This window comes from Streptomyces sp. MBT53 (assembly GCF_016654115.1).
Classification (GTDB): domain Bacteria; phylum Actinomycetota; class Actinomycetes; order Streptomycetales; family Streptomycetaceae; genus Streptomyces.
The window spans coordinates 59,834-72,881 of the sequence record NZ_JAEQAZ010000065.1; the positions used below are offsets into that span (position 1 = coordinate 59,834).

8 protein-coding genes are annotated in these 13,048 nt (G+C 68.1%); 7 read left to right on the forward strand and 1 reads right to left on the reverse strand.

Going from position 1 to position 13,048, the window contains the following annotated elements:
* Nucleotides 1–447 precede the first annotated feature (447 nt).
* On the forward strand, nt 448–2,472 hold the full coding sequence (locus JHN45_RS24080; protein ID WP_201050591.1) for a non-reducing end alpha-L-arabinofuranosidase family hydrolase: 2,025 nt from the start codon (nt 448–450) through the stop codon (nt 2,470–2,472).
* 106 nt (nt 2,473–2,578) lie between these two features.
* Here JHN45_RS24080 and JHN45_RS24085 read toward each other — a convergent pair whose 3' ends face one another.
* Nucleotides 2,579–4,306, reverse strand: a complete 1,728-nt coding sequence (locus JHN45_RS24085) for a glycoside hydrolase family 6 protein (protein WP_201050592.1) — start codon at nt 4,304–4,306, stop codon at nt 2,579–2,581.
* A gap of 795 nt (nt 4,307–5,101) precedes the next feature.
* Here JHN45_RS24085 and JHN45_RS24090 point away from each other — a divergent pair.
* The 6 genes from JHN45_RS24090 (at nt 5,102) to JHN45_RS24110 (ending at nt 12,605) form a co-directional block, all read left to right on the forward strand.
* Nucleotides 5,102–8,020 carry a glycoside hydrolase family 48 protein gene (locus JHN45_RS24090; RefSeq protein ID WP_201050593.1) on the forward strand — a complete coding sequence of 973 codons (2,919 nt, stop codon included), beginning with the start codon at nt 5,102–5,104 and terminating at the stop codon, nt 8,018–8,020.
* 229 nt (nt 8,021–8,249) lie between these two features.
* On the forward strand, nt 8,250–9,272 hold the full coding sequence (locus JHN45_RS24095) for a LacI family DNA-binding transcriptional regulator (protein WP_201050594.1): 1,023 nt from the start codon (nt 8,250–8,252) through the stop codon (nt 9,270–9,272).
* A gap of 228 nt (nt 9,273–9,500) precedes the next feature.
* The gene (locus tag JHN45_RS24100; protein ID WP_201050595.1) at nt 9,501–10,631 is read left to right on the forward strand and encodes a cellulose binding domain-containing protein; all 1,131 of its coding nucleotides are present in this window, start codon (nt 9,501–9,503) and stop codon (nt 10,629–10,631) included.
* A 124-nt stretch (nt 10,632–10,755) separates the two neighbouring features.
* Nucleotides 10,756–11,016, forward strand: coding sequence for an NPP1 family protein (locus JHN45_RS54415; protein WP_307783176.1), 261 nt, complete (start codon nt 10,756–10,758; stop codon nt 11,014–11,016).
* 346 nt (nt 11,017–11,362) lie between these two features.
* Nucleotides 11,363–11,443 (forward strand): tryptorubin family RiPP precursor, encoded by an 81-nt coding sequence (locus tag JHN45_RS54765; protein WP_362982842.1) that lies wholly within the window; start codon nt 11,363–11,365, stop codon nt 11,441–11,443.
* A gap of 115 nt (nt 11,444–11,558) precedes the next feature.
* The gene (locus tag JHN45_RS24110) at nt 11,559–12,605 is read left to right on the forward strand and encodes a cytochrome P450 (RefSeq protein ID WP_201050596.1); all 1,047 of its coding nucleotides are present in this window, start codon (nt 11,559–11,561) and stop codon (nt 12,603–12,605) included.
* The last annotated feature ends 443 nt before the right edge of the window (nt 12,606–13,048 follow it).

A 13,048-nucleotide genomic window follows, 5' to 3' on the forward strand; every position in this document is an offset into this window, starting at 1 on the left:
ACCTCGTCGGCCCCGACGCCGCACCACTCCCCCGGAGCACCGGTCCTCCCCTCGAACCACATGGTCGACCGGGGATCGCGCGGCTGTGTCAGAGACATCCTCCGGGAATCGCCGCCCGCCTACCGCCCGAGCAACAGGACGTTCGACCGGCTTGTCCGGACCCGCTGCGCACGGACGCCCGTCCGGCATACCTGCATCCCCCTCGCCCGCCCCCGCCCACGGCCGCCCTGGGTGTGCCGTATCCGAGTCCTGACGACACCGACTCGATCGTCGACAGCGGACCCGAACACGACCGGTACCGGATCGGCTTCCACGCCGCGAGCCCGCATGCCCTGGGGACCAGCCTGCCCGTGCGCCAAAGCCGGCACCCCGCGAGATGTCCCGCCTCGCCGTGCGCACCCCGTCACACCACAACCCGCACCCGCACCCGACCGTACGAGGAGAACCGTGAACCTTCTGCGTAGACTCGGCCTGCGTCAGACTGCGGCCCTGGGCCTGCTGGCCGCCACCACACTGGTGGCGGCGGGCCAAGCCACCGCCGCTCCCACCGCCGTCCGGGCCACCACCCTGGGCGCCCAAGCCGCCCAGTCCGGACGGTACTTCGGGACCGCCGTCGCGGCCGGCAAGCTCGGCGACGGGACGTACGCGACGATCCTGGACCGCGAGTTCAACATGGTCACGCCCGAGAACGAGATGAAGTGGGACACGACGGAACCGTCCCGCGGCTCGTTCAACTTCAACCCCGCCGACCAGATCGTCAACCACGCGACCGCACACGGGCAGCGCCTGCGCGGACACACCCTCGTCTGGCACTCCCAACTGCCCGGCTGGGTCAGCGGTATCACCGACGCGAACACCCTGCGGACCGTGATGAACAACCACATCACCGGCGTCATGAACCACTACAAGGGCAAGATCTACGCCTGGGACGTGGTCAACGAGGCGTTCGCCGACGGCAGTAGCGGCCGGCACCGCAGCTCGGTCTTCCAGAACGTGCTCGGCGACGGCTTCATCGAACAGGCCTTCCGTACCGCCCGCGCGGCCGACCCGGCGGCCAAACTCTGCTACAACGACTACAACATCGAGAACTGGAGCGACGCCAAGACCCAGGGCGTCTATCGCATGGTGCGCGACTTCAAGTCGCGTGGCGTTCCGATCGACTGCGTCGGATTCCAGGCCCACTTCGGCACCGGGGGGCCGCCCGCGAGTCTCCAGACCACGCTGTCGAACTTCGCCGCGCTCGGAGTGGACGTACAGATCACCGAACTCGACATCGCGCAGGCGGCCTCGGGCGCGTACGCGAACACCGTCAAGGCATGCATGAACGTCGCCCGCTGCACCGGCATCACGGTGTGGGGCATCCGGGACAGCGACTCCTGGCGTACCGGCCAGAACCCGCTGCTGTTCGACAACGGCGGCAACAAGAAGCCCGCGTACAACGCGGTGTTGTCGGCTTTGGGCGGCACTGCCACCACAGCCCGCAGCACCACACCCCCAAGCCCCTCGGCCGCGGCCGCACTGCCGTCCTCCTTCTCCTGGAGCTCCAGCAGCGCCCTGATCGCCCCGAAGTCGGACGCGACGCACACCATCGCCGGCGTCAAGGACCCTTCGGTCGTCTACTACAACGGCAAGTACCACGTGTTCGCCAGCACGGCGAGCGCCTCCGGGTACAACCTCGTGTACCTGAGCTTCAGCGACTGGTCCCAGGCGGGCTCCGCCACGCACTACTACCTCGACCGCAGCGCCATCGGCACGGGATACCGCGCGGCTCCACAGGTGTTCTACTACGCGCCGCAGCACCTGTGGTACCTCGTCTACCAGACCGGGAACGCCTCGTACTCGACCAACGCGGACATCGGCAATCCCAACGGCTGGAGCGCCCCGCGGAACTTCTACTCCTCGATGCCGGCGATCATCGCGCAGAACATCGGCAACGGGTACTGGGTCGACATGTGGGTGATCTGCGACAGCGCCGACTGCTATCTGTTCTCCTCGGACGACAACGGGCACCTGTACCGCTCCCAGACGTCCGTCTCGCAGTTCCCCAGCGGTTTCACCAACACCGTCATCGCCGCCCAGGACACCAACAAGTACGCCCTCTTCGAGGCGAGCAACGTGTACAAGGTGCAGGGCGGCAACCAGTACCTGCTCCTCGTGGAGGCCATCGGCTCGGACGGACGACGCTACTTCCGGTCCTTCACCTCCAGCGGTCTCGCGGGCTCGTGGACCGCGCTGGCCGCCTCCGAGAGCAACCCGTTCGCCCGGGCGGGCAACGTCACCTTCCCGGCCGGTGCCTGGACGAAGGACATCAGTCACGGTGAGATGATCCGCGCCGGCTACGACCAGACCTTGACCATCCCCGCCTGCAAGCTCCAGTACCTCTACCAGGGCCACGACCCGAACGCGAGCGGCGACTACGACACTCTGCCGTGGCGGCTCGGCCTGCTGACGCAGACCAACTCCGCCTGCTGACCGCTCCCGGACGATCCCGCCGCCTGTGCGGCAGGGGATCCGCCGGGATCCGTCCCTCGGCACTGCCGAGGGACGGATCCCGGCGGTCACCCACCGCGTCAGCAGGTCACGACAACGGCGGATACGCGTTCTGGATCAGCTGCTGGAACTGGGCGGAGAACCAGTGTCCGGCCAGCGGCGAGTTCGGCAGCGCGCCCGTGGGGTTGTTGCCGTTGCGCGCATTGCCGCCGTACGTCGGGTCGCACATCCGGTCGAATCCCTTCCCCTCGTCGTTGGGGACGGCCGCGCTGTTGCCGTCGGACTCCCCCGGCGGCTTGACCCACACGTAGGCGTCGATGCCGGCGGCCGGAGCCGCTGTCGGCCGCTCCCCGATGCCCGCCCCGCTCTGGTTGCACCAGTTGCCGGCGTGGATCCGCCGGTCGACGCGGCCGCTGTCGACGTAGCCGTCCACAGTGGTCGGCGCCCCGGGACCGGTGGGCCGGGCGGTTCCGCCCCAGCCGTTGCGTGAGGTGTCGATCAGCATGCCGATACCGGAGTCGAACCCGGACGCGACGAGCTTGCTGCGCAGCGCCTGGGCGAAGGACTGCTCGTCCACGTACTGGTTCCAGTCCACCCACTTCGACTGGCGTACGGTCTGGCCGTTCACCGTGTCGGTGACCTTGAGGTACGGCTCCGTGGTGGGGCTGTAGTTCGCGGTGTTGACGATGAAGCCGGCCACGTCGTTCACGCTCGCGCCGTTCGAGGTCGCCACCTTGTGGAACTCCTGCACCGCGGGATCGAGATTGCTGTCCCAGCCGAGCCAGCCGTGGTGGGCGGCGTCGATGTAGTTGTAGACGTTGGGGATGGCACCCAGCTTGTCCAGGGCGTAGCCGACGCCCTTCTCGTAGTTGCCGTTGGACTTCATGGTCACGCAGGCGTCGGTCGTGGTGGGGGTGCCGCCGGCGTTGGTGACGAGGTTGGGCAGCGAGTCGGGCTCGATGACGGTGGCGACCCGCAGGCCCGCGTACTTGGGGTCGGACAGGATCGACGCGATGGGGTCGATGTACTGGGACTTGTACTTGTCGAGGTCGTTGGGTCCCAGTTCTCCGTTGGAGGCCAGGGCGGCGCAGTCGCGGCCGGGCAGATCGTAGATGACGAGCTGGACGACGAGATCGCCGGAGCCCTTCTGCTTGAGCGCCTCGTCGAGGTGGGCGCGCAGGCCCATGCCGCTGTCAACGCCGTTGATCGCGGCGATGCGGTCGAGCCAGACGGCGGTGGGCTGATTGGCGATGCGGCTGCCGCCCGGTTCGGCGGCCGCCTTGGCGGACCACTCGGGGTTCACGTACACCTTGGCGCCGGTGTAGGGGTTGTCGGCACGGCTGCCGGTGTCGCCTCCTCCGGTGCCACCACCCGTACCGCCACCAGTGCCGCCACCATTGTCGACGTTGCAGGCGACGCCGTCGAGCGTGAACGTCGCGGGCACGCTGTTGGTGCCGCTGTAGGAGCCGTTGAACCCGAAGCTGACCGAACCTCCGCTCGCGAGAGGGCCGTTGTAGCTCTCGTTGGCGGCGGTGACGTCGGCACCGCTCTGGCTGAGCTTCGTGTTCCAGGCGTTCGTGACCTTCTGATTGCCGGCATACGACCACTTCACCGACCAACTCGACTTGGCGGCAGTGTTGTTGGTGATGGTGACGGCGGCGGTGAAGCCGGTGTCCCACTGGCTCTGCACCTTGTAGTCGACGGTGCAGGGGATGGACGAGGTGGCGGCGCCGGCCTGGCCGACGAGGAACGCCGACCCCGTCGTCCCGGCGACCAGCGCCACGGCGACGAACAGCGATGTCCTGCTGTGACTCATGTGCGGGTGCTTCCTTCTCTCGTGGTGGACCTGTGGACGAAGACCGCGCGAACGGTCGCGCGAGCCCCTGCCCGGGGCACGCGTGGCGTTGCGGTGATCAGTGAGCTGGTGCGTCTGGTTTCGCCTCGAAGGCAGCGCCGTCCGGTCGGCGTTTCGAGGCCTCCGTCGTACTGGGAGGGGACGCGCGGTCAGGTGCGGGGGCGCCCGGTCGTGAGCGAACGCGCCGACCACCGACTGGGATTCCCTACGGTTCGAGGCGTGACTTCGTGCCCGGCGTCTCGTGGTGGGCCTCCGGGGCACCGGCGGCATCGTCGCGGTTCGGGGTTGCGTTGCCGGGTTTGGCGACCGTCACTGTCCGGAGAATGTGCGGCGCTCGCGAAGTACGGCGGGGCGCTCGCGGATCGGTCGACGGCACTGACCCGTAGTGCGCATGCCCGGGGCACGCGGCCATGGTTGCCCGGACTGGGAGTGCCTGGTGGAACGGTGCGCGAGAGCGCGTCGCTGACTAAAAGTATCGAATGCGGGGGGTGTCGCATGAGCGAGTCCTCACAGCTTGGCGCGCCGCTACGGACGCGTCACTGATGGAACCGCTCCCACTGGTGGGGAGGAAGTTAGCGTCAACTGGCGAGGTTTCATAGGGTCCCTGCGAAACTCTTCGCCGGATCGGCTCAGTTCGAACTTTGAATGCCCGGCGTCTTGACCGTTCCGGCCTTCATCCCCACGATGGGAGCGCTCCCACTGGATTCAGGCCTTGGCACCTCTCCGTGAGTCGCGTGACGCAAGGAGGAACAGCACATGGATCCCGGACGCAGACGAAGAGCCGTACGCCGGCTCTTGACCGCCGTCGCCGCCGCGTTCGCCCTACCCCTGACGATGCTCGCCACCGGCACGACCACCGCGAACGCGGCGACCGTGCAGTGCAGTGTCGACTACAAGACCAACGACTGGGGTTCCGGCTTCACCGCCGACCTCACCCTCACCAACCGCGGCACCACCGCCCTCGACGGCTGGACCCTGACCTACGGCTACTCGGGCAACCAGAAGCTCTCGAACGGGTGGAACGGCATCTGGTCGCAGTCCGGTCAGTCGATCACCGTGCAGAACGCCTCCTACAACGGCACCGTCGCCCCGGGCGCCGCGGTTTCGGCAGGAGCGCAGTTCAGCTACAGCGGCGCCAACAGCGCGCCGACCGACTTCGCGGTCAACGGCACCAGTTGCACCGGCGCACATCAACCGCCCATCACCGTGCTGACCAGCCCGGCCGCCGGCGCGGTCTACTCGCGCGGGGACGCCGTGCCGCTCGCGGCGAGTGCGGCGGCCGCGGACGGCGCGACGATCGCCAAGGTGGAGTTCTACGACGACGCCACCCTGCTGGGCACCGACACCAGCGCGCCCTACACGTACTCCGCCTCCGGCTTGACCGTGGGCAGTCACTCCATGACGCCCAAGTCGTATGACAGCCTGGGCGCGTCCGCGGAGTCCACCCCGGTCGGCATCACCGTCGCCGCGGGTCCCGCCATCGTGGCCTCGACCTCCCAACTCGCCGTCCAGCAGGGCGAAACGGCAACATACGACGTGAAGCTCTCGACCCAGCCGTCGGCGAACGTGACCGTGACGACCGCCCGGACCGGCGGCAACACGGGCCTGTCGGTGACTGGCGGGACCTCGCTCGTCTTCACGCCGTCGAACTGGAGCACCGCGCAGAAAGTGACCGTCACCGCGGACTCCTCCGGGACCGGGGCGGCGACCTTCGATTCGGCCGCGGCCGGGTACGGCAGCGCGTCGGTGACCGTCACCCAGATCGCGACGTCCAAGACGTACGACGCCCGGTTCCTGGACCTCTACGGCAAGATCACCAACCCGGCGAACGGCTACTTCTCGCCCCAGGGCATCCCCTACCACTCGGTGGAGACCCTGATCGTCGAGGCGCCGGACCAGGGGCACGAGACGACGTCGGAGGCGTACAGCTATCTGCTGTGGCTGCAGGCGATGTACGGCAAGGTGACGGGCGACTGGTCGAAGTTCAACGGCGCCTGGGCCCTCATGGAGAAGTACATGATCCCCACCCACGCCGACCAGCCGACAAACTCCTTCTACAACGCCTCGAAGCCGGCGACCTACGGACCGGAGGAGGACACGCCGGACCAGTATCCGACGGCACTCGACCCGTCCGTGCCGGTCGGTTCGGACCCGCTCGCAGGCGAGCTGAAGTCGACCTACTCCACGGACGATGTCTACGGTATGCACTGGCTCCAGGACGTCGACAACACCTACGGCTACGGCGACACTCCGGGCGGCGGGTGCGAGGCGGGGCCGACGGCCAGCGGGCCGTCGTACATCAACACCTTCCAGCGCGGACCGCAGGAGTCCGTGTGGGAGACGGTGCCTCAGCCGACCTGCGACGCCTTCAAGTACGGCGGCAAGAACGGGTACCTGGACCTCTTCACCGATGACTCCTCGTACGCCAAGCAGTGGAAGTACACCGATGCCCCGGACGCCGACGCGCGGGCCGTGCAGGCCGCGTACTGGGCCGACACCTGGGCCAAGGAACAGGGCAAGGGCGCCGACGTCTCGGCGACCGTCGGCAAGGCGGCCAAGATGGGCGACTATCTGCGCTACGCCATATACGACAAGTACTTCAAGAAAATCGGCAACTGCGTCGGACCGTCCACCTGCCCGGCCGGCACCGGCAAGGACGCCTCGGACTATCTGCTGTCCTGGTACTACGCCTGGGGCGGCTCTGCCGACACCACCGGGGGCTGGGCCTGGCGGATCGGATCAAGCTACGCCCACAGCGGCTACCAGAACCCGCTCGCCGCATACGCGCTCAGCGCCGACGCCGACCTGAAGCCCAAGTCGCCGACCGGCGCGGCCGACTGGGGCAAGTCGCTCCAGCGGCAACTGGAGTTCTACCGCTGGCTCCAGTCGGACGAAGGCGCCATCGCCGGCGGCTCGACCAACAGTTGGGCGGGCCGCTACGCGAGTCCGCCGGCCGGGACGTCGACCTTCTACGGCATGTACTACGACCAGCAGCCCGTCTACCACGACCCGCCGTCCAACCAGTGGTTCGGCTTCCAGGCGTGGTCCATGGAGCGGGTCGCCGAGTACTACCAGCAGAGCGGTGACCCGCAGGCCAAGACGGTCCTCGACAAGTGGGTCAAGTGGGCGCTGTCCAAGACGACCATCAACCCGAACGGCACCTACCAGATCCCCTCCACCCTCCAGTGGTCGGGCCAGCCCGACCCCTGGAACGCGTCAAGTCCCGGCGCCAACAGCGGACTTCACGTCACCGTCGCCGACTACACCAACGACGTCGGCGTGGCGGCCTCGTATGCCAAGACCCTGACGTACTACGGCGCCAAGTCCGGTGACGCGAGGGCGAAGTCGACGGCGAAAGCGCTGCTGGACGGGATGTGGGGCAACTACCGGGACAGCCTCGGTATCGCCGTTCCGGAGACCCGCACCGACTACAGCCGGTTCAACGATCCGGTCTACGTGCCGAGCGGCTGGACCGGCAAGATGCCGAACGGCGAGGCGATCAACTCGTCCTCGACGTTCGCCTCGATCCGGGCCCTCTACAAGAACGACCCGGCCTGGTCGAAGGTCGAGGCCTATCTGAAGGGCGGCGCCGCGCCCGTCTTCACCTACCACCGATTCTGGGCCCAGGCGGACATCGCCCTGGCCATGGGCTCGTACGCGGAGCTGCTTGAGTAGCCCCCGCCGGCGCACCGCGTACGGACCCCGTCATCAGGCGACGGGGTCACCGGCCGGGCGGCCCCCACCCGCGCAGGGGGCTGCCCGGCCATCCCAGGGCACTCACAAAACGGGAGCGCTCCCAATCCGTGAAGGCAGGCCAACCCGGGCTGCAACTATGCCAGCGGTGAATTCGTGTGCTCACCCCCTCCGGCCGGTAAGATCGGTGATCTCTTGGGGGGAGGTGGTCATGGGCAGGCGACGCCCGGGGGCACCGACGCTGGAAGAGGTGGCCGCCCACGCGCGGGTCGGACGGGGCACGGTCTCCCGCGTCATCAACAACGCGGCGGGCGTGAAGGATTCGACGCGCCGGGCCGTACAGCAGGCCATCGAGGAACTGGGCTACGTGCCCAATCTCGCGGCCCGTTCCCTGGCGGGACGGCGGGCCGACGCCGTCGCCCTGGTCATGACGGAGCCGGACTGGCGGCAGTTCGCCGAACCCTTCTTCTCCGAGATCGTCAACTCGCTCGGGAACGCACTGACAGACACCGGAATGCAACTGCTGCTGACCTTGGTCCGCTCTGACACCGAGCGGCAGCGTTTCCTCGAGTACGCGCGCGGCGGCCGGGTGGACGGTGTCCTGCTGATGTCCGTGCACGCCGACGACCCCCTGCCGGACATGCTCGCCGAGGCCCGGCTGCCGACCGTGCTGCTGGGGCGCCGTTCCGGAGAGGAGTACGTCAGCTACGTCGACGCGGACAACATCGGCGGCGCACGCAGCGCCGTCTCCCATCTCGTCCAACGAGGCCGCAGAGTCATCGCCACCATCACGGGGCCGCTCGACCTCTACGCCGCCCAGTGCCGGCTGCGCGGCTACGAAGAAGCCCTCAAGCTCGCGGGGCTGAAGGGCGAGCCGACCCTTGCCGCCGAAAGCGACTTCACGGCGGGCAGCGGGCGCCGCGCCATGACCGAGCTCCTCGATCGGCATCCGGACATCGACGGCGTCCTCGCCGCGTCGGACACCACGGCCGCGGGAGCTCTGGAGGCCCTGCTCGCGGCCGGACGCCGGGTACCCGAGGACGTCGCCGTCATCGGCTTCGACGACTTTCCGCTGGCCCAGCAGACCGAACCGCGACTGACGACGGTGCGTCAGCCGATCGAGGAGATCGGGCGGGCCATGATCCGGCTGCTCCTGGAGGAGATGGAGGAGGGCGCCGTGGCCTGGCGTCACGTCATCCTCCGTACCGAGCTCGTGGTTCGCGACTCGACCTGACGTCCGTCGCCACATCCGCGGGGAAAGCACCGCGGGTCGGCGCGCCGCGTCTCGGCCCGGCGTCCGACCTGCGCCTCCGAAATCGGTTCAACGGGTTCATGCCCACAGTCTTGTCATGGACCTGGACCATCCCTACAGTCCTGCCGAGCCAAGATTTGGGAGCGCTCCCATTCACATAGTCGCGGGAGCACCACCCCACTACCCCCCATCCCTCTGAAGAGGATCCGCATGCGTCCTTCACCGCACCATGCCCGCAGCGCGCGTGGACTGCTCGGCGCGCTGCTCACCTCGCTCGTCTCGCTCGCCGCACTTCTGACCACGGTGTCGGTGGCACAGGCCGACACCACGATCTGCCAGCCCTTCGGCACGACGACCGTCCAGGGCCGCTATGTGGTCCAGAACAATCGCTGGGGCACCAGTGCCGCCCAGTGCATCACCGCGACGGACTCGGGGTTCAGGATCACCCAGGCCGACGGATCCGTCCCCACGAACGGCGCTCCGAAGTCGTACCCGTCCGTCTACAACGGCTGCCACTACACCAACTGCTCCCCGGGCACCAACCTTCCCGCCCAGCTCAGCACCGTCTCCACCGCACCTTCGAGCATCTCCTACAGCTATGTGAACGACGCGGTGTACGACGCCGCGTACGACATCTGGCTCGACCCCACGCCACGCACCGACGGCGTCAACAGGACGGAGATCATGATCTGGTTCAACAAGGTCGGCTCCATCCAGCCCATCGGCTCCCCGGTCGGCAACACGACCGTGGGCGGGCGCGACTGGCAGGTGTGGTCCGGGAACAACGGCTCGAACGACGTGCTGTCGTTCGTCGCACCCTCGGCGCTCGCCAGCTGGTCCTTCGACGTCATGGACTTCGCCCGGCAGGCCGTGTCACGCGGACTCGCGCAGAACAACTGGTATCTGACGAGCGTTCAGGCCGGCTTCGAGCCCTGGCAGAACGGCACCGGACTCGCCGTGACCTCGTTCTCCTCCGCCGTCAACACGGGCTCCTCCGGCGGCTCGGGCAACTCCAGTGGCTCGACAGCCTGCAAGGTGGGCTACGCGACCAGTGTCTGGCAGGGCGGCTTCACCGCCGACGTCACCATCACCAACACCGGCTCCTCCCCCCTCAGCGGCTGGAATCTCACGTTCACCCTTCCCTCAGGGCAGCAGATCACCAATGCCTGGAACGCGAACCTGACTTCGTCGTCAGGAGCTGTCACAGCGAGCAACACGGCCTACAACGGCGAGGTCGCGGCCGGTGGACAGGTGACCTTCGGGTTCCAGGGCACCGCTGACGGAACATTCGCGAAGCCCTCCGACTTCAAACTGAACGGGAGCGCCTGCACCACCGCGTGACACACCTTCAACCTCCGGGGTCCGCCCGTGATCCCGCCACGCCGGACGGCGGACCCCGGAGACCGCAGGAAACACCCCTTCCCGCAAGGAAGTTTCCCTGTCGTGCGGCGCCTCCGCAGGCGTGTTGCAGGACCTTCCCGAGAGCACCACCACGTTCCAGAAGTACTTCGAGCCCGTCTACGACCACGACACGGACTCGTGCTACCCGACCACCGTCATCGACCCGGCCGGCAACCTCGTCGGCGGCCCGAAGCCGACCGGATCCATCACGGACAGTGCCGACTACTGGACACCCGCGCGTCGGGCGGTCGAACGGGGGGCGCAGCGGCCCTGGCCGGACTGCTTGCCGCCGGCTCCGATCCCGATGAGGTCTTCAGCGACATGACGCCGCTGACGCACACGATCGATGTCGAGTGTGACCGCTCCCTGCGAAGTGGGCAGCCCTTGACTGTGCACACCACGGCCGGGTTGCCGAGCTTCGGGGCTGATCCGAAGCTCGCACCTGCGCTCGTAGCGGGTCCTTGGCTCAACGGAGGGCGGGGCAGCGAACGCCCGCACTCGGCCGACGGCGACCGGGCGGTGTTGCCGGTTCGGCACCTCGCCTCACTGAAGACCTGTCAACGGACACTAACGGGGCAGGAGTTGACAACGAGGCGGATTAGTCACGACGGTGGCGGGGAAGGGTTCCGCCGTTCCTGAGATTTCTTCGCGCATCGAAAAGAGGTCCTGTGATGAAGCTTCTCTTCGCCGTCCGCAACAAGGTCGCCGCTCGCAAGAGCCTGAAGGCGAGCGCCTGGTACCTCTGGTACTGAGGCTGATCCACCCGTCCCGGCCGGACACCTCCTGACATCGTTGTCCCGCATCCTGGCGGCTTCATGGGACGCGGGACAACGATGTCTTCCCACCGCCGACAGCCCCGGAGCGCCCATGTCCCTGTCGTCCGTGCCGAGAGCGCGCGCCACCGAGTTCGCCCCGCGTCTGGCCGCCCTGCTGCGAGACCATGCCGGTCAGGACGTGTTCCGCCTGGAGCCGGACACCGTCGGGGTGGCCGGCCCCGAGGTCGCCGAGCGCATTCTGGCCGCACGTCGCGCCACGGAAACCGAGCGACCCACGTTCAAACCGCTGCACGGACGCTCCATCACCAAGACCGAGGCTTCGGCAGTCACCCAAACCATCGGCCGTGACGTCCGTGCCGCGCTCACCGGGCCGCTGCCTGCGGACGTGGATCTGTCGGGTTCCTGGCCGCTGACCGGACACCTCTTCCTGCGCGACCTGATCCTCGGCGGCGATCCGTACCGGCTGCGGATACTGATGAGCCGCAACCTCGAACTCACCCCGAAACTCACCTGGTCCGTCATCTCCGTCGGAGCCGCGTTGCCGGGCTGGCCCCGCCCCGCGCCCCACCTCACAGGGCTGGCCGCCCGCGCGGCCGAGACGGTCGGTTACCAGAACCGGCGCTACGCGATGGGGATCTACCGGCGTGCCGCCGCCCCGGTCTGCTTCACGGTCTCCACATTGGTGGCGAACGCCCTATGGCTCGGCCATCCCTTCGAGGACGGCATGCCGAACCGGAACATCGTCCAGGAGTCGCTGCGGCTGCTCCCGCCCTCCTGGAACATTCTGCGCAACGCATCTCCCGAGTACCCGGCCATCGACGACCGGATAGGCGAGGGCGACGACGTTCTGGTGCTGCCTCTGCTCCTCCACCGTGACCCCGCGCTCTGGGACGCCCCGGAATGCTTCCGGCCTGAACGCTGGAACGACCTGGATCCGGACACCGCCCCCGGCTATCTGCCCTTCGGCCACTCCTCCGAGCGCTGCTGGGGGCGGCACATGGTGATGCCCCTGGCCGAGTTGCTGCTCGACCTCGTCCGCACGACCGGCCTGGAGGTGGACCGGGACCAGCGCGTCGGCAAGGTGCCGCTGCTGGGCCTGCTCGGCGTCGAGGACGTACGGCTGACGAAGTATGCATGAGGCCCCCGGGAGTGCCTCCATGTCCTTCGGCGGGCGAGGCGTGGGGCTCTGCGAACCCTCGTCGGTGGCTGGGCCGCGCTGTCGAAAGCGAGTGCGACAAGATCGCGGACGACAAGTCGGCTTCCGCCGGATGCCACAACGGCTGGTCGAGGTTGAGATCGAACTCACGCCGCTCGGCACGTACCGGCTCCCGAACCTCCCGCCACACCACCTGGCGAAGACGGTGACCGACCCTGCCCCGAGCTAATTTTCCACATCCTGCCCACCCGACGACTTTGCGGCGAAACGCCCCATCACCCGCCGCCGCCCAGGCATGGAGACCGCTGTGTGATCGTGGCGGCGCAGTGTCCTTGCGCGGCTTGCCATCGGCCGCGGACAACGCCACACACCAGGACTGCTGCGCGACCACATCGGGCTGACTGCGATCGCGTCCCGTGAAGTGG